This window comes from uncultured Kordia sp., from assembly GCF_947496985.1.
Lineage (GTDB): Bacteria > Bacteroidota > Bacteroidia > Flavobacteriales > Flavobacteriaceae > Kordia.
On record NZ_CANMEZ010000001.1, the window covers coordinates 100,904 to 119,744 of the forward strand.

At 29.9% G+C, this 18,841-nt stretch carries 10 protein-coding genes and 1 pseudogene; 3 read left to right on the forward strand and 8 right to left on the reverse strand.

Annotated features, from left to right (window positions below):
* Positions 1-424: 424 nt before the first annotated feature.
* Positions 425-1,282, reverse strand: a pseudogene (locus Q0828_RS00510) (recombinase family protein); the annotation flags it as partial.
* The gene (locus Q0828_RS00515) at positions 1,263-1,445 is read right to left on the reverse strand and encodes a hypothetical protein (RefSeq protein ID WP_298416784.1); all 183 of its coding nucleotides are present in this window, start codon (positions 1,443-1,445) and stop codon (positions 1,263-1,265) included. The pseudogene Q0828_RS00510 and the gene Q0828_RS00515, both read right to left, overlap by 20 nt.
* A 1,416-nt stretch (positions 1,446-2,861) precedes the next feature.
* On the opposite strand from Q0828_RS00515, the gene Q0828_RS00520 reads away from it, so the two are divergent.
* Entirely contained in the window at positions 2,862-3,581 is a 720-nt protein-coding gene (locus Q0828_RS00520; protein ID WP_298416786.1) for a hypothetical protein, read from the forward strand.
* Positions 3,582-4,403: 822 nt separating this feature from the next.
* Here Q0828_RS00520 and Q0828_RS00525 read toward each other — a convergent pair.
* Positions 4,404-4,622, reverse strand: a complete 219-nt coding sequence (locus tag Q0828_RS00525) for a hypothetical protein (RefSeq protein ID WP_298416788.1) — start codon at positions 4,620-4,622, stop codon at positions 4,404-4,406.
* A gap of 397 nt (positions 4,623-5,019) precedes the next feature.
* On the opposite strand from Q0828_RS00525, the gene Q0828_RS00530 reads away from it, so the two are divergent.
* Complete coding sequence (locus tag Q0828_RS00530) at positions 5,020-8,337, forward strand: AAA domain-containing protein (RefSeq protein WP_298416790.1); 3,318 nt, start codon at positions 5,020-5,022, stop codon at positions 8,335-8,337.
* On the forward strand, positions 8,334-9,149 hold the full coding sequence (locus Q0828_RS00535) for a hypothetical protein (protein WP_298416791.1): 816 nt from the start codon (positions 8,334-8,336) through the stop codon (positions 9,147-9,149). Before Q0828_RS00530 ends, Q0828_RS00535 begins: the two co-directional genes overlap by 4 nt.
* Before the next feature lie 6 nt (positions 9,150-9,155).
* Here the strand turns inward: Q0828_RS00535 and Q0828_RS00540 are convergent, their stop codons facing one another.
* The 5 genes from Q0828_RS00540 to Q0828_RS00560 all read right to left on the reverse strand — a co-directional run bounded on the left by Q0828_RS00540 (position 9,156) and on the right by Q0828_RS00560 (position 18,797).
* Positions 9,156-11,096 carry a DUF262 domain-containing HNH endonuclease family protein gene (locus Q0828_RS00540; protein WP_298416793.1) on the reverse strand — a complete coding sequence of 647 codons (1,941 nt, stop codon included), beginning with the start codon at positions 11,094-11,096 and terminating at the stop codon, positions 9,156-9,158.
* Positions 11,074-12,453 carry a DUF262 domain-containing protein gene (locus tag Q0828_RS00545; RefSeq protein WP_298416794.1) on the reverse strand — a complete coding sequence of 460 codons (1,380 nt, stop codon included), beginning with the start codon at positions 12,451-12,453 and terminating at the stop codon, positions 11,074-11,076. Before Q0828_RS00545 ends, Q0828_RS00540 begins: the two co-directional genes overlap by 23 nt.
* 23 nt (positions 12,454-12,476) lie before the next feature.
* Positions 12,477-15,923, reverse strand: a complete 3,447-nt coding sequence (locus Q0828_RS00550; protein WP_298416796.1) for a DEAD/DEAH box helicase family protein — start codon at positions 15,921-15,923, stop codon at positions 12,477-12,479.
* Between the two features lie 61 nt (positions 15,924-15,984).
* Positions 15,985-17,193: a restriction endonuclease subunit S gene (locus Q0828_RS00555; protein WP_298416798.1), complete on the reverse strand. Its 1,209-nt coding sequence runs from the start codon at positions 17,191-17,193 to the stop codon at positions 15,985-15,987.
* Positions 17,193-18,797 (reverse strand): class I SAM-dependent DNA methyltransferase, encoded by a 1,605-nt coding sequence (locus Q0828_RS00560; RefSeq protein WP_298416799.1) that lies wholly within the window; start codon positions 18,795-18,797, stop codon positions 17,193-17,195. The genes Q0828_RS00555 and Q0828_RS00560 overlap by 1 nt, the downstream gene beginning before the upstream one ends.
* Between the last annotated feature and the right edge of the window lie 44 nt (positions 18,798-18,841).

Consider the following 18,841-nt stretch of genomic DNA (forward strand, 5'->3'; position numbering starts at 1 on the left):
CTAATAGCTTTTCATTAAACTTATCATATTGAGTCTTGGTTATTTCTTCGAATACAAAACGTTCTTCTATACGATCTATTTTTCGTTCCAAAGCATTTAATTGATTTTTTGCATTTTTAGTAGCTTCTATTTTTTCAGAATTGAGTTCTATAAACTTCTCTTCTATAATTTCTTTTAGTGGCTCAATATATTTACTATCTGACAACTGAAAGTTCCTTAAAAACTCTAAAAATGTTTGGTGCATCTTTTTAGCACTTCTATTTTCCTTGCTCCCTTTTCTTCTATTCTTGTAATAATATAAACCTTTTGATCTTACAATGTATCCTGTATATGGAGTATCACACTCTAAAGAGCGAACAAACGTTTTCAAAGGTAAGTTTTCATCCTCAGAATTGTATTTTCTTATATCTTTTCTTGATTGTAAAAGGTTATTGATTTTCAAGAATACTTCTCTTGAAACAAGCGGTTCTTGTTTTCCTTCTATAATTTCATCAGGAAGTAATGGACTTACAATAATTCCACAATAAAAAGGATTACGAAGATATTTACTCAAATACTTTTCATTTATTTTTAGACCTTTTTTGCCAAGTTTAGCTATTATTTCAACATTAGCCATATTTGTTTCGGCTTTTAATAGAAAAGCTTTGCGCAACAATTTTCCTTGTTCATTTATAACATACTCTGGAGTTTTCCCATTTCCTGGATTTAGATTTGTATAACCAAATGGTAGCGGTCCGATGTAATATCCCTTTCTAATTTTCTCTCGCATTCCAGATACACATTTATCTCGTCTCAATTCATTATCAAACTGAGAAAACATATAATATAAATTCTGCTGAAACGATCCTGCACTTGTTGTCGTATCAACTTCTTGCGTGGCTGAAATTGTTACAATTCCCTGCTTTTTAAGTTGATCGCTGATATATGCTCCGTTAGCTCCGGTACGAGAAAATCGATCATAAGAGTATACGATAATATAACCAACATCTTTTCTACGATTAACGTAGCTTAACATTTTTTTGAATTCCTTACGCTCATCACTTTTAGCAGATTCATAAGTTCCTCCGAAACATTCCAATACTTCAACTCCTTTCTTTTCGGCTAATTGTTTACAATATTTTAGTTGTGTTTCTAAACTTGCATTATTCTCAGCTTGCTCTTTTGATGAAACTCTAGTATAAATAACTGCTTTTCCATCCAGTCGTAGAAGATTTTTATTTTTTACTTTTTGAAAACTCTTGAAAATGGACAAATCATTCATACTATTTAGAATTTTGAACATGCTTACAAACTATTTTTGCAAGGTGTTCTAATTTTTTTATTACTTCTTTTGCTTCTTGATTGCTGAACTTTTCAAAACCTTTGAATTTCCGTAAACGTTCAGCAGTCATTTTTTGATTTCTATCAAGTACTTTTTTTAAAGTACTTCCTTTAATTTTTGACATATTGATACGATGCTGTGATTACTTATTGGAAGTTATCACGTAGATGATACAATACAAAGACTTCATTTTTAGTGTCCTTGCTCTTTTTTCGTGCCACAACAAGATGACTATAGAATAGTACTATTAGAAGAGTCTTGCACTCTTATTCTTTTAATAATCTTCCTTTAAGCTAATTGTATCTGTAATTAGAAATCATGTTTCAATGTTACAAATATTAGAAACCAATTCAAAGGCTTCTACCGTAAATTAATAGTTAAAATCTTACAATTTCATTTTAAGGAATGTTATTATGTTTTACTTAATTATTTCTTGATGCTTTTGAGTTTTAATGTGATTACTACTTTTTTTAATTTCTGTTGGGTTCTTTGATTTTTAGATTAAACTTGATTTTACTTTTTAACTGTTACTACTGCTTTTCTCTTTAAATCTTTTCAAAATTTACCTCCATGAGATTTGAAGACTTGAGTTACGAATGACGATCTCATGTACAGTGTTTTAAAAGACTTATGTCTGTTAGTTGCTACAAAGATTAATTGTAAAACTGGATTATCATTTGCACACTTTTGTCGCGCGCGACAATTGTATTATGATTTATATAAATTCAAACTTGCTAATAGCTTATTTGAAAACAAAGATTTAAAAGATAATTGAAGAATCATTTGTTCGGTTTTGTAACTTGAACCTAAAAGTTTTCATATGATTTTAAGAAGCTTATATCAATATATAATCAAATAAGTTTTAAATAATTGTGAAGTATTTGATGATGATTTACCAAAACTTAGAAAAATATTTGATGAAACTTCGTCGAACATTCATCAAACATTACTCAAAACTTTGCCGAATAATTAATAAAATTTCACCGAATATTCGCATAACATTTATTAAATATTCAATGGAAGCTTGTCAAAAAATAAATTAATATTTACAAAATACTCAACGAAATTTTGATAACAGTTTATCTAATATTTATCAAATATTATGTGAACTTTTGTCAAATTTTTCAAAAAATTCAATCTAACATTAATTTTTAACTAATTGTTTTTAAGCTGATTATATTTTTAAAAGAAAATTACCGCTTAGTGATGAGTGAAATAAAGAGTAGAATAGTAACCATTAGTTAATGAAGTTTAATTTGAAAAATCCGTAAAGCTTAGTTATGGTATTTAATTAATAAAAAAATGATCCTGTCTGAATCAAACACTAATATCTTATCCAAGTCAAATGAATATAGCACCTAAAATATTTATGAATTTTTAATAAAAATCTTAACAAAAAATTGGATCGAAAATTGAATTAAGAATTTATGGTTTTATCATAATTTAATTATGTCATGATCGAAAATTTCCATCAATAATTCTTACAAAACATAAAGTATTTCTTACTTTAGTAGTATCCTCTTATAAAATAATTACTACTATGGAGAAAAATGAAGATAATATTTCTTTTGAAAAATTTTGGAGTATAGCAGCGTCTGTATTGACAACAATATCTGGAGTATGGGTAATAATTATTAGTAACTTAGGTATTTCTACTGATGATGAAATATTAGTTAAACTTATTTTAATAATTGCTTTAATATTAATAATATTTTTAGTGTATAATTTCCTTATTACACCATCAAAGTTTAAAACTTTACTTAGTAAAATAGTAGTGTCCGTAATTCTTGTATTTATTGTATTAGTACTATGTGATTTTATTAAGATTCCTAATAATCATAAGATAAATAATGTAATATGGTATAAAAAGAACTTAACAATAAATTTAGATGAACTGGTTGTTACTTATAAAGAAGCTGATTCCATTTGCAAAAGTTTAGAAGGTGGTGATAAATGGAGGCTACCTATGACTAAAGATGCTGAAGATTTAATTAATCATTTTAATGGTGAGCAAGGATTCTATAATTTGACAAATGGTATACTTGGAATTCATTTACCTTTCATAATTGGAAAGGTAGATGGTAGAGAATCTTTACCTTCAAATATTAGCTCATATTGGTTAAGTGATAGTAATCCAAACGGAAATAAGAAAGTTATTAATTTAGATAGTAAACATCCTGGCTCTATTAAAATTGGAAGTTATAATTTAAATACAGCAGAATATAAATATGCTTGTAGGTGTGTGAAAGATGTTGATTAATTAGATTTTTTTTGAAAAAATATTATTTAGTAATAAATGAAAAACACAAGAAAATTGATCATTTCATTTGCTTAGTAATTAGTAAAAAAATAATTTTAAAATTATTTACATCATTCAAGAACTAATTGTCTTTGTTTTATTAAGAAATCTAAAGAAAGAAACTTCATGAACATAGACTCACTTAAAGTATCACTTTAAGGTTTTTAATGATTTAAAATTAACCTGTAAAGTAATTTTAGTATTAGACAGCTACCTATAAGTGATTTAAAAATGCCTTCGAATTGACCAAAAAGTTACTCGTAAGTTATCTAAAAATGATCTAGAAGTGCCTAATTAATGACTAAAAAGTGGTTTAAATTTCACCTATGAGTTACCTAAAAATGATTCAAAAGTGACCAATATTTTATCAAAGAATGACTTAAAAGTTACCTTAAAGTAAAGCGTTTTCGTTTTAGATGACCTATTTTCAGAATATTGATTGTTTTTTAATTAAAAAGCTCCAGCAATAACTGTTGAAGCTTTCAGAATACAGATAATTCTAGTTTTACGATAATTTAGGACTTTTAGGGAATTACTCTGTTTATTTTAAATAAAAACAATACGCAGCGATAGAAAAGAGAATTTCTATAGTCATTGTTTATACAAAACCAACTATAAACTATTTTAAACAGTCTAAATTTTATTTGTAAAAATGAAAAAGTATCGAAAATGAGTTAAAAATCTAAAAAAACCTATACAAATCAATATAAGTTTTCACAAAACGATTTGAAGAATCATTAAGGAAATGAGAAAATAAAAAAGCCAAGTAACAAGAAAAATAAACTATTTCTTATTAAATATTTCTAACAAATCTAAGCCATTTTTGAAATTTTCTTTTATTTCTTCCATATCTACTACAGAACTCATGGAAGCCATATTTAATACATAAAATTTCATAGATTGTTTTAACGCATCTTCAAGTAGAGGAATTGCTTCACTGTTTGGAGTTTCCTTTTTAATGATTTTTATTGCACGTATAATTGAATCTATATTGTCTTGCATTAGTATGAGTTTTGAATTATACAAATATAACATTTTACAGAAATATTTTACAGATTTTATATTTTAGAAAAAACAATTTACCCCACTATTTACTTAAAATGAACAAAATACTCTTGTTACTTATAATTAATATGAAATTTTCACCGAACTTATTATAACTTTTTTCTATTCAAATTAGTCATTAATTGACTCTTTCAATATATGTATATATCAAGAAACCTCCCTAAAATTTTCTATTAATAAAACTTTAAAATGATTGTAACTCTTATTTTATAATAATCATATTCGATACGGGAAACCGTAAGTAGATGTAGCCTAAACAAACTAACTTTGTCTACTTTTTGTCAAAGTATTTAAATTCATTACTATCTAATTATCTGCTCATACATATTAAACTGTGAATTACATAAATAAGTTTGAAATTACTCAAGTATTAGATAAGTTCAATAATATTATTCAACTGTATCTAGCCGAAGACAATAATGGAAATCAAGTTGAAGTACTCCTCATAAAAACACCTCTAAATCATAAAAACTTTGTTGATCGCATATTAAAATATGAAATAGAACCGACTTGTAATGAAACAATACCGTTAGTCCAAAGAATAATTCAATATGGTTATGATGAAAAAAATAGCGCACACTTTATTGTTTATGAACACAAGAATACTGAGCTAATTAATGAACCAGCATTAGATGATCTAATAAAAGTACTCGAAACATTAAAGCATCTGAAAAATCAAAATAAATATGGCTTTTATATCTCTCCATTAACTATTCCTCTATATGATGATCAACCAGAGATAAAGTTTTTAGGTCTATTAAAAATCTTTATTCTCTTTAGAGCAACAGACTCAAACTATTTTGCCCCAGAATTTAAGAAAACAAAAACACCTTCTTTTCAATCAGACATGTATGCCATTTTCGTTCGTTTTAAAAGCATATTGGAAGTGAGTGATGACAGCAATCTTCATTCTATTTTTGATAAAGCTTTATCCCCAACTAAAATTGAGCGATTTAGTAGTTATAAAGATGCAATAGAAAAATTAAAAAAATGTCAAAATAGAGTCTATCAAAATATTTACAATTCACAAACGATTAAAATCATTGTTAAACAAGAGTATCGAGAGCATTTTGAATCTGTTATGCAGGAGATGAATGAACGATGCTTTCTATTTTTAGACGATCAAAAATCAGAAAAAGAAAATAATGTTAAGGGACAATTTTCCACTGAAAACCATAGTGGAAATTTCTTTGTGAATTCAGACAATTCAATCTTTATTCTGGCTGATAAAATCAAAAGTCATAAAAAAGATTATGTGATTGATAATGGTTTTTTATGTGAATATAAGTTTAGTTATGAACCACTAGATCGTTTTGATACATTTGAATATTTTGAAGATCTGTGGAATGAGACTAATGAATTTCGGACATTATATAAAAAGGAAACTGATTTTATTACCAAATGGAAAACGCTTCCTGAAAAAGAACGAGAGTTTATTGAAGAAAGAGCATTTAAAGCTACATATACAAGTTGCAAAATAGATAAAAAGAACCCTAATAATATTATTTTTCAACTCTCTAAAAGCTATCGAGATTGGTATTCGCTTCGAGAGCTTAAAAAAAATGAAGTAAAGCTTGTTATTGATGATAACATAATAGGAATCATTAATTATTATAATCAAAAGAGTTGTCAATTGACTATAAAAGATGCTGAAACTACTATTAATGAAATTCCCAAATCAGGTAAGTTAATTGAAGATGTACGGATAGAAACAAGTCAATTTAAAAAGCAAATACATGCCTGTCAAAATTTTGCAAAGAGAGCTGTAGTTAACCCTGAATTATGTGCTATATTAACTACACCTGAGAACATGATTCCTACTATCTCGTCTAATTTAGATTATATAGCTTTTGAAAATAAATTGATAAATGAATATTTAAAAACCGATGACTCACAATTTGAAGCAGTTTTAGAAGCTTTACATACAAAGCCTCTATACTTAATTCAAGGACCGCCAGGAACAGGAAAAACAACCGTTATTGTCGAATTAGTGCAACAATTGGTTCAAGAAAACAGCAATGTGAAAATTTTAATTACGTCTCAGTCAAATTTAGCAGTAGATAATGTTTTGGAGCGTTTACCTGATTCTATTTTGTTTATGCGATTGGCTTCCGATGAAGATAGAATTACAGAATCTATTAAAATGCATTCTCTTACAAATAAGCTTTCAGATTGGGTAGAAAAAACAAAGAATACTTCTAAGGACTATCTAGATATAAAACTGAAAAATATTAAGATAGACACAGAAATTCTAAAATTTAAAACAGCAATTTCAAATAGTGGAAATAACAAAAACTTCACTGACTTTCAAAATTATCTTCGTTTTCAAAATAATTATATCAAAAGAAAATTTGAAAAAGTAAAAAATCTACAAGAAGTCAATCAGGTTTTTGATAAGCATCTTGATCCAAAAGCTTCAAAATTGAGAGCTATTCAACGAGATTGGTTTAGCTTTTTGAGTAATGCAGACACAGACAAAGGAAAGCAAAAAGTTTCCATGTTACATACTGGAACTACTGAAATAGATTTAAAAACCGCTTTGCTTCAATCTACAAATGTCATTGGAGCTACTTGTATTCACATTGCTAGTGGACAATATCAAAATATAGATTTTAAGTTTGATTATGTCATTATGGATGAAGGCAGCAAAGCAACTCCAGCAGAAAGTTTAGTTCCGATCAACATGGCTAAAAATGTCATCATGATTGGAGATCATAAACAATTACCGCCCATAGTTACGAGAGAGAAAGCGATAAAAGAAAAGATTCGAGATGAACTTGATGATAATGGCTTGGATATTCAGAAAGAATTTGGAGAGAGCTTATTTGAAAAATTATTTCTTGCTTTTGAAAACAATAGTCTATCTCAATATTATAAAATGTTAGCGACTCAGTATCGAATGCCAAGGCAATTGGGTAACTTAATTTCAACTCACTTTTACAAAGAAAATCCACTAAAAAACCCTCTTGAAGAAGTAATCCTAAATTATGATCAACAAAAATTTCACGGATTATCATTGAAGAAACCATATACAAAGATTAAAGATGTTGTCTCTAATGAAATCATTGAAGTTCCAACATCTGTTGTAATGGTAAGTACTTCAAGTATAGATAATCGTCACGACAATAATGATAGTATTAAAAGATCTAATGAATGTAATAAAGATACTATTCTTGAAATTTTAAGTGAGTTAGACCAACAATATCAAGGAAATACTGAAAAAGAACATCCTTTCACTATTGGAATTATAGCAGGTTATAGAGGTCAGGTAGAATTACTCAAAAATACTATAGATACACTTCAGTATAAAAATTTCAAAAAACAAAACACGAATGAAAAAGACATTTCATTAATCGATATCAATACCGTTGACAAATTTCAAGGAGCAGAACGAGATATTATTATTTATGATATCGTAAAAAGTAGTAAGAGTGCTTCTAACATTGGTTTTTTAGATGATTATAGGAGAATTAATGTGGCTTTTTCAAGAGCTAAAAAATTATTAATCATTGTAGGAGATCATGAATACATTTTAAAAAGAGCGCATTTACATGAAAAAAGTGAATTTAAAGATTTTAAGCTAAAAGAAATTGTACAACAACTTGAAGAACAAGGTGTAATTGTCTCCAATTTTAAAAATATCTTACAATGAAAACAGATTTTCTAATTACATATGAAAAACAATACGATCTGTTTAAAGATCATCATGAAGATTTTGAACTTGTAAATATTTTTGAAATTCATATTCCTTTTTGGAAATGTGTACAGAAAGTTGTTGCTGAAAAGAGCGTTGCTATTGATCGATTTAGTAAAGTCATTTTAGAAACTATAATTACTGGAATCAATACTCATACAGAAATCTGTGCTTTTTTAGGAATTGCAGAAGATGCCTTTGTAACCGTACAGTTTCATTATTTAGTAAAAAATAGTTTATTGAAAGAGCAGTATAATGATACAGGTTTAATTTACGAAATCACACCAGAAGGTCATCTCTTTTTAAAGAAAAAATATACTATAAAACAATTAGAAGTAGTTCCGTTTTCTTTTTTATACAATGATTTATTAGAAACATTTTTTGACGATAAAATCACAATTGATTCTATCGATGAAAAACGACAAAAATCAGTTGATTATAAACTCATGGAAACACGTAATTTGAGAAAAGGTGTTATGGTTGAACATAAAAACAAACCTTACAAACTACCTTTTTTAGAATTTGCTACTTATTTTAATAAAAAAATGAATGGCTATCTGTTTTATGATCTTGATGATTCACGCATGAAAGCATACGAACGTAGTATCTCTTTTTTAGCATTTGAATACATTTCTAAAGATAATTCGAAACATTATGATATTCGCAGACATAAAAAATCTATGCAAAAATTTAGATCATATACACTTGAAGAAAAATTATCATTTGCGGTAACTGCATACTTTAAAAAGTATCCGATTGAGACTAATTAGTCAAATTCAAGAATTATGATGTAATGTATTTCTGTTCAGTAAGTTTATCATTTTATTTTCATGCTCAGTAAAAGCTGTTTCATCCCAGTTTTTACTATCATTCATCATTAAACGCTGTTTTAAACTTTCAATGATTGATGAATTATTGTAATGTTCTGCTTTAGCAATTGGAGAATAATTACTGAGCGCTGAATTTTTACTTCTACTAATCAAACATAAATTTCCAAATCTATCTAAATAGTCTTTAGGGAATATTTTTAGATCTGCTCCAGGTTTGGGGTTTTGAGGATAAAAATGTTCTACAGAACTTCTAAATGAAAAACTAAACGAATTGATATTATCAATAAGATACTTGTTTTCTTTTTTTATTACTTGTGATTTCCATAATAAATAATCCAACCTATTAAATATAAAGTTCTGAACTTTTGTTCCTATATGTAAATGTTCTTCATTGATTGCTCTATGGATTGGTTTACATGAATTCTTGTAAATAATATCGAAGTAAGACAACTCGTTTTCACCAAATCGATCAAAGTAAAAAGCATCACTCATTACTTCTAAAAACTCAATATATTCATTTTCATTTATGTCGTCATCATAACTTGTGTATAAATAATTTAATGCGCCATTCAACCAATGTTTGTATATCATTTGAGGAAATGACACATGAAACATGGACAATAACATGATTAGTTGATCTGAGTCAAACGTCTTTTTATAATAGGGTTTCTTTTGAGAATCTAATTCGATTCTTTGTAAGCTCCAATGTTCTTGGTTGTCTTTAAATTCTCTTTTTAGCACATATTTATCAAATAAAAATTTACACTGTAACAAACACAAGGAAAAGTCTTTGACAAATTGTTGCTTATCCTTTTCTTTATCTATAACTTCCTTAAAAGTAATTAGTAATCGTTTGTCATCTAATGGAATATCATTTTCATCTATGTGATAGTTTACATAAACACGAAGTACGTGCAACAAGAAATTGGGAAACGTTACCACAGCGTTGAAACGTATTTCTTTTTCTCCCTTGGAAGTTTCATTCTTATACGCTATCTCATCCTTTTGAGCTAATTCTAAAAACGAAAAGGATTCGTTTTCATTTTTTGTATTCTCTTTATCTTTTTGTTCTTTTTTTACAGCTTCAATGACGCACTCAAAACTACTTGGTAACTTATTCCATGATTTTCCAAATACATGTTTTCTTATGTCACTTTCAAAACCATATTGCACATAACGTTCCATGTTGGCGCAAGCATCCCAAATCATAGCGAAAGCATTGGTAGCATCTACATCGTTTTGTAAAGGTTCTAGTAATTCTGCTTTTAAGATTTCATGTTTTTCTAACTGTTCGCCGCGATTATTCATGATTTCAAAATAGTGATTCAAATCTGTATCTTCTGGTACTTCTACGCGTAGCAATTGTACTTTATCAAATAAATATTCTTTGAAATTTTGTAGTGCTATTTTTTTTCCTGCATGAAGTTCAGCAATTTTCTTTGACATGTCTAAATACGCCTGACGCATTTTTGAATTTTCTTTTTCAGAAGGTTTTTCATGATTATCAGCTAAGATTTTTAGAGTATTGGAAGAAATAGCTCTGCTGTCAAACTTTAATTTTGATTCGTATCTAGTAGTAATACTTTCCTTAAATTCATTTTTTAATACGCTTAATAAAATATTTAAAGTAGTTAATCGTTGTTGTCCATCAATTACTTCGTATGTAGGTTTTCCATGAACCTTACGTTTATGTACTACCAAGGTTCCGATGTAGTAGTTTTTAGATTTGTCAGATATTCCCGAATCCCATATATCTTGTATTAATTGTGCTACTTCTCGCTCTTGCCAAGCATAGTTTCTTTGATACAGTGGAATGATGTAGTTTTCATCAAAAATTCTCCTTAAATTAAATGCTGTAGGTTCTCTATCCATTTGTTCGTATCGCATTAAGTTCGATAAACATACCTACTATGCTTTCTAAATTTTTAACTGCTTTATCCTTTCCTACATAATTTACTAAATCTAATGACTTGTGTATTATGTCATTTGTGTGTACTGCTTCGCGAATAGTTCTAAAGTATCCATTGTATGCTTTTCCATGATTGTCTGCTGTCACTTCTTTAACAGCTCGTTTTTCTAATCTTGGCGCAAAAGACCAATGAAAAAATTTCACAATGGCTTCCTCTAATTTATGAGTTCCAAATTTATCTAAATAGTATAATATACAGCAATCAAAGATATTTTTCACATACAAATCACCTGTTCTGTTTCTACCATGATAGGTTCGTAAGAGCTCTAAAATTTTATGTGCTACATGTTCTTTATCTGGTACGTTTTTTAGAATGGATGCATTGAATCTTTTTTCGTTATATATATTCTGAATTTTATGGATAAGATTGGCATAGTAATGTACGTACTCAAAAAATCGTTTCCCATCTAACATAACCATATCTATTTGAAACGGATAATCACGTTGCGAAAGATCAATTTTTCTATATATGTCATTGTTGTACTTTTCTGTGAAGTAATGACTAATTCTGTATGGCTGTACAAAATTATAGTTATTGGTATCTTCAACAGAAATTCCTTTAAAAACTCCTATTTTATTTTTGTTAAAATGTAAACCTGATCGTCCTTTGCACCATTGACGTACTTTGTATAAATAGTGATCAAAAACAGTATGTAATTCGTCTGAAACTTCTTCCCATTTGGTCACGCATTGTATTTTTTCCTCTTCAGTATTACCAACCATTTTCCGTAAGTGATAGGCTTTTAATAAATCGTGTGGCTCTAAGTCTTTTCCTCTTGTATTTTGCGAGTCAAAAAATTGAAATGCTTCTGAAATATCCGTCAGTTTGATGTACACAAATTCACATTTTTCAAAGAAAAATAATATCGTATCTCTTGTGAATTCTTTAATACGAGATTTTATAATTGCTTGATTTCTTTTGAGGTTGTTTATAGAAACTTCATTATCAATCTTTACATTTGAGATACTTAAGTTTTCAACTGTAAATCGCTTAAGTTTTGGTGCAATTTCAGTTTGCAATAATTCATACGCTATTAAAGATAAAGTTAGTAGACGTTGCTGACCATCTACTACATTGAGTTCATTTCCTTTCAAATCATGATGTACTACCAAAGTTCCTAAACGATACGCAATTTTATCACTGTGTAGTAAGATGTCATTTAGTAATTGATTTACGTTTTTTGCACTCCATTTGTAAGGTCGTTGGTATTTGGGAATAGTTAACTCATTTATAAAAAGTATTTCTTCCAACGATTTAATTTTTGGTTTCTCCATAGTCCCCATAAAACTTTATGAAATTAGTTTGCATTTCTATTAATCGTATCTATGATAGAAATAATACTTCGTATGTCTTTTTCATCATCAAAAATTCCAATAATACCATCATCATGTGTTTCGTTGAAAGGTGGTTTTACCAATAATGATTTATCTAAGGTTCCATTTACATTTAAGTAATTTATCAATGTTTGAATGAACGTAATTTGATTTGGCTGTAGGTTTTCGTTTTGAATATATTCGCTAAATAAGGTATTCACAACTCCTATATCCAAACCAACAATTGATCGTATAAAATTCCCTAACGACACTTCACCATACTCTCTTTTGTATTGCTCTTTTGAACCTATTTCATCTTCAAAGAGTAAACTTTCTAAAAGTGCTAATTCTCGATCTGTAATTGGTATGTTTTTGTGTAATTTATCAATAACTAAGTGCGATTTATTTTTTCGTATAAAAGATTCTACTCTGTCTTTATAACTTTGAAGTTTGGTATATGTTGGCAAAATATCAACTTCTTCTACGCCATCTTCTAAAAGAATATCTTCCATATTTGTATACACTGGTAAAACGCCTTCTTTTTTTATTAAAAAAATCAGTTCTCGTAATTCTATTCTAATATGTTCTATTTGTGTAACATCTATTGCTTTCCAAAAATCTTGGTCTATAATTTGTTGTATGATTTCAAGTTTGCTAGCTACCATTGGAATGTTTCGCTTTTTATATAACGTAATTCCAATATCATATATCTGTTGAATATAGTTTTGAGGCGATTTAGCGGTTGTTACTAATGCCAATTGTAAACGCAATACCAACAAATCAAAACGTTTTGCCGATTCCGAATCGCCATCTTTATATACAGGTAAATTTGATAAATTTGTACATATATCAGCTACATCTCCAACAGTTAAATTGTCCCATCGGGTTTTAACTTTATATTGTTTTACAAAACGCAATACTTTTCGAACTTCAAATCGAGTTTCATCTAATTCATTGATAGCTTCATACAATTGACTTGTATAGTTTTTCGCAATAGTATCTTCTTCAGCAGAAGCATTAACATTGTCTCTTATCGCAGTAATAATATTTAATTTCGTTTCAAAAACATTTTGTGATAACGATTTTGAAATTGTTGTTTTTAATCCATCTGGAAATTCATCAAAGAATTCAAAATTTCCACAGAAATCAAATAGTAAGAAGTGTTCTTTGTCCTTTCCAATTCCAAATAAATCTGGGCGCAACCGAGTTCCTCTACCTATCATTTGCCAATATTTTGCATACGATCGTACTTCTTTGAAGAAAACCAAGTTTACAACTCTTGGCGCATCTACACCAGTATCCATCATGTCTACAGAAACGGCTATTTGTGGCAATAATTCTTCTTTGTCATCACAAAATTTTTCTAATAAATCTTGTGCCTTGCTTTCATAGTTGTCAATTACCCTTAGAAAATGACCGCCATATTGCGGATAGTTTTTATTGAATCTTTTTTCTATAAAAATGGCATGATTATGATTTTTAGCAAATATGATGGTTTTTCCTAGTTTGTCTCCGCTATCTACTTTAATTCCATTGGTCATTAAAAAATCTAAGACAATGTCTACCGTTTTTTCATTGAATAGAAATTTATTGATATCACTTTTAGAAATATCTGCTTCTTCGTTATCTGGATTTCCTTCATAGTTTCCAAATTTCTCTTCAAATTTTCGTTTGTCTTCTTCTGATAGTTCTTTGTATTTGACTCCTTCTCGGACAAACTTGACAGGTACTTTTATCGCTTTTGGCGGATTCAAATATTCATCATCTACCGCTTGTGTTAATTCATAGGCAAATGTTGGATCTTCATCTTCAATTCCAAATAAGCTATAGGTATTGTGATCAATATCATTTTTAGGTGTTGCGGTTAATCCGATTAAAATAGCATCAAAATAATCGAATATAGCACCGTATTTTTGATAGACAGAACGATGTGCTTCATCTATGATTACAACATCAAAATGACCAACACCAAAAAAGCGCTCATCCGTGTCATTTAGCAAATCTATTTTATTCAGAATCGTTGGATACGTCGAAAATACCAACTTTGATTTGTTATCATCTTTTTCTTTGGTTAAATCTATCGCGCTTAAATGTGGTAAGTGTTCTTTGAAAGCATTTTTAGCTTGTGTAACCAATGCATTTCTGTCTGCTAGGAATAAGATTCGTTTTGCCCAGTTGCATTTTGTCAGCATATCTACAATAGCAGCAGAAGTTCTAGTTTTTCCACTTCCTGTTGCCATTACTAATAAGGCTTCTCTATGTTTTCCTTTTATACCTCCTTTGTGTGTGACAACTAACGTTTCAGCAACACGTTTGATCGCTTCTAGCTGATACGGTCTCTCTACAATAGCTGTATTGACTTGAAATTGTCGAATGTCTTTTCTATTATTGCGTTGTTCTATACGATAGTTTAGTTCTTCTTTGGTGTAAAATCCATGGATTTGACGTTCTGTATAAAATGCATCATCCCAAATGTAAGTTTCAAAACCATTGGAATAGAAAATAATTGGACGTTGTCCTGTCATTTGTTCCAAACAATCTGCATATAAAACCGCTTGTTGTTTACCTTTTCGGGCATCAACTAGGGTTTGTTTTGTTTCTATAACTGCTAGTGGCAATCCATTGTTTCCCCAAAGTACATAATCGGCAGCACCTTTACCCGAAGGATTGGTACTTACTGGCATTCCTGTTACTTTAAACTCCAGATCTGTTCCTTTTTTTAAGTCTTTCCAACCAGCTTCGTGTAGCAATACATCAATGTATAGTTTTCGAGTTTCCAGTTCAGGTGTTAGTGTTGGAATTTCAACAGCGGCATTGATACTTTCTTTTCGTGCTTGCTTGCGTGTTATAAACGCTAGTCTTTGTTGTGCTAGTTGTCGTTTTAAGAGTTCATTTTCTGCAATAAGTGCGGCTTCTTTTTCTTTTTGGAGCTGTAATTCTTTTAATTGTTTTGCCGCTTTTTCAGCAATGCCTTTGAGTTCTTTTGCTGTATTGTCTTTTATCGTTTGTGTTGCCGTTGGAATGAACGCTTCTTCAAAAGCTGGAATTTCAGGATTGGCAACACTGTAATATTTACTGATAAATGTAGTAAACCGAAAAATACTTCGCAGGCAAATAAGTGCTTCTTGTTTTGTTGTTTTTGTGCCGTGTGCAGCTTTGTTTCCTATACGTCGCACCAAGTTTAACTCTTGAAACATGGTGGCATTTATCGTATTTCTGAATTGGTAATGATGTAATAAACCACTTAATGTTCTGTCATACGGACGTTCCAATTCTGGGTCATTGTCATACAACCAAGCCATTGCAAATTCTAAGGTAATTCTACATTGCAAGGCAGCAAATTTTGGCTTTGAAAACGTATCGCTTTCTGCCTCCATTGCTGCTTCGTACAGTTTGGGAAACTCTTGCTGTAAGAATGTAAAATTACTCATATCATTAGTTTGTGATAAATTCTCTATAAATGTAGGAAAAAACTTTTTACCATTTTAAATTTTAGGCCAATTCTCCTTTAAATGCTTTTTGTAACAAACTATTGAATAAGTCTTCACTTTTTTGCAAGGCTTCTTGTGCCTGTTGTTTTTGTTTTTCTATGATTTGTATGCGCTTGGCAAATTCGTTTTGAAGTTTGATTGGTGGTGAAATTATAGGAAACTCTTCTAAATGTGTTTTATTTATTTGTCTTTTGTCAATTCCTCCAACACATACGCTTCTTATATATTCTTTATACTTATGAGTGGTAAGTATGAATAAAACAAATTCATTAATGATATCTTCTTTAAGCCTTATTAAATATACGTGTCCATTAATATTTGCACTATCATCCTTACCCATGAACATAGCAGCTCGTCCTAAACTACTATTTTCTGTATTGATTCGACCAGTTTTAGTTATTAATATATCTCCATTCTTCAAACTACTTTTCTGCATATTATTGTGAATATCTTGACTTATGCAAACAACATCATCAAGCTCAATTCTATTTCTCCAAATATTCTGGCTTCTAAAAAATGTAATTCCATTTTTCACATAAACTTTACTTCCTCCTTTTGGTGTATTACCACTTAAAATTTTTATAGAAATTTCTTTTAACCTGTTTACTTTCCAGTTTTTTTGATTTTCAATGGGATCACCAAACATCTCTAAAAATAAACTCTGTGTAAGTGCATCATATTTTTCAATGATTGCTTTATTGAATTGGCGGAGTTTGTCTGCTTCGTCTAGTATGTTTGCAATGCGTTTTTGGGTTGCTAGGTTTGGTAGTGGAATCTTAAAACCCTTAACGTTTGTTACGGATAAATTTGGTTGCGAGGTACCATTGTCAGATTTAATCACTAAGTTTTTAAATATTAGGCTTGACAAATAGTGTTTCAAATAGTTTAATTCTAAATTATCTTTTGGTCGAATTATAACCAAAGAAGATGCAATGGCACCTTTAATATTTTCTGAATTTATTCCAAACTTACCTAAAGAGCCTCTTAAGCAAAAAAGTATATCATTATCTTTTAATTTTCCACTACTCAACTTATTATAAACTGTTTCAGAAATAAATCTCAAATTCTTTTTATTTATAGAACTATTTTTTAAATCTTTAGCACTTATAAACGGAATTCCTTCTGAAATGAAAGACTTTTGGGATGGATAATTTTTTCCTCTATCACCATTTATAAAATCACATAATTTCCCTAATTCAACTAACTCCATTATCCAATCATTTTTTCCAAGTTCGCCAATGCTTCCGTACGTTGTGTATCCAAGTCTTTTATTTGTTGTATTAAAAGTTCGGGCGCATCGTATTCTATTTCTTCATAAACAATTTCTTTGTATCTATTGATGGATAAATCCCAATCATTGTCTATAATTTCCTGTTTTGGCACCAAGAATGATTGTTGCGTACGATCTGAGAATTGTTTAAGTAATTGTGTTTTTTCTTTTTTAGTCGCCGTTGTTGCCATGTTAATAAGTTTGGGCGCATCTAGCAATATTTGTGGAATGTCGCATTTGCCTTTTACTTCCTCCAAAATATTTGCTGGTTCTGTAAAGCATTGCTCAAAAGCATCTTCCGTTACTAGTAAATTCCGTTTGTCGTCTAAACTTAAACCATCTGCTTTCATATCATAAAACCAAACATGGTCTGTTCCGCCAGAGTTTGTTTTTGTAAAGAATAGTATAGCCGTACTTACACCTGCATAGGGTTTAAAAACACCACTTGGCATTGAAATTACCGCTTGTAGTTGTTGCTTTTCTACCAATTGCTCTCGAATGTTTTTGTGTGCTTTGGAGCTTCCAAATAATACGCCATCAGGTACAATAACGGCTGCTCTTCCGCCAGTTTTTAACATCCGTAACATGAGTGCTAAGAAGAGTAATTCTGTTTTTTTGGTTTTGGTCACTTTGAGCAAGCTACTTTCTACCTCATCATAGTCCAAACTACCTTTAAACGGCGGATTTGCTAAAATTAATGAATATGCTTCATTGATATTACTGTTACTTTCACTTAGTGCATCTTTTCCAATTAACGTTGGATTGTCCATACCATGCAATTGCATGTTCATGGCACCAATACGCAACATCGTAGGGTCGAATTCAATACCATTGAACATGGTATTGTTAAAATGCTTTCTGAATTCTTGATTATTGAACCAATCTTGATGTTTTTCGTAAATATATTGTCCTGCTGCCACCATAAAACCCGCTGTTCCACAACTTGGATCACAGATAATATCGTCTTGTGTTGGTTGCGTGATTTCTACCATCATCCGAATGATATGACGCGGCGTTCTGAATTGCCCGTTGGTTCCTGCTTCCGCAATTTTACTAAGCATGTATTCGTACAAATCGCCTTTTGCATCTTTGTTTTCCAACTCCAAGCTATCTATTTGCTGTACAACTTTGTCTAATAGTTTTGGTGATTGAATCATGAAGATGGCTCCTTTCATGTATTTTGCAAATACGCCACCTTGTTGCCCAATATTTTTCATGAAATCGAAAACCGTTAAGTCATCAATATCTTTTTGCGGTCTGGTGAATAGGTCAAACATTTCTTCCGGATTTTTCTGTTTGAAGCTACTCCAACGTAAGGGTTGTTGTTTTTCCGTATAGATTGGATTTTCTGAAGGAATTCCCAAAAGGTTTTCTTTTTTTTCGCTGCGTTCTTGACGTTTGTCTAGTTGGCGTAAGAAGATAAGATAGGTAAATTGTTCTATTACCGTTAATGGATTGGAGATTCCGCCTGTCCAGAAGTCATTCCAGGTTTTATCAATCGTGCTTTTTAGCGTTCCTGCGATCATTGTTTCGTTTAGTTTCATACTGCTTGTGCTTTTTTATTTTACTGATGTAAAGATATTTAGCA

Excerpts from the sequence above, each read along its gene's own strand:
- Q0828_RS00515 (WP_298416784.1), bottom strand. The coding sequence starts at position 1,445 with ATGTCAAAAATTAAAGGAAGTACTTTAAAAAAAGTACTTGATAGAAAT.
- Q0828_RS00520 (WP_298416786.1), top strand. The coding sequence starts at position 2,862 with ATGGAGAAAAATGAAGATAATATTTCTTTTGAAAAATTTTGGAGTATA.
- Q0828_RS00525 (WP_298416788.1), bottom strand. The coding sequence starts at position 4,622 with ATGCAAGACAATATAGATTCAATTATACGTGCAATAAAAATCATTAAA.
- Q0828_RS00535 (WP_298416791.1), top strand. The coding sequence starts at position 8,334 with ATGAAAACAGATTTTCTAATTACATATGAAAAACAATACGATCTGTTT.
- Q0828_RS00540 (WP_298416793.1), bottom strand. The coding sequence starts at position 11,096 with ATGCGATACGAACAAATGGATAGAGAACCTACAGCATTTAATTTAAGG.
- Q0828_RS00545 (WP_298416794.1), bottom strand. The coding sequence starts at position 12,453 with ATGGAGAAACCAAAAATTAAATCGTTGGAAGAAATACTTTTTATAAAT.
- Q0828_RS00550 (WP_298416796.1), bottom strand. The coding sequence starts at position 15,923 with ATGAGTAATTTTACATTCTTACAGCAAGAGTTTCCCAAACTGTACGAA.
- Q0828_RS00555 (WP_298416798.1), bottom strand. The coding sequence starts at position 17,193 with ATGGAGTTAGTTGAATTAGGGAAATTATGTGATTTTATAAATGGTGAT.
- Q0828_RS00560 (WP_298416799.1), bottom strand. The coding sequence starts at position 18,797 with ATGAAACTAAACGAAACAATGATCGCAGGAACGCTAAAAAGCACGATT.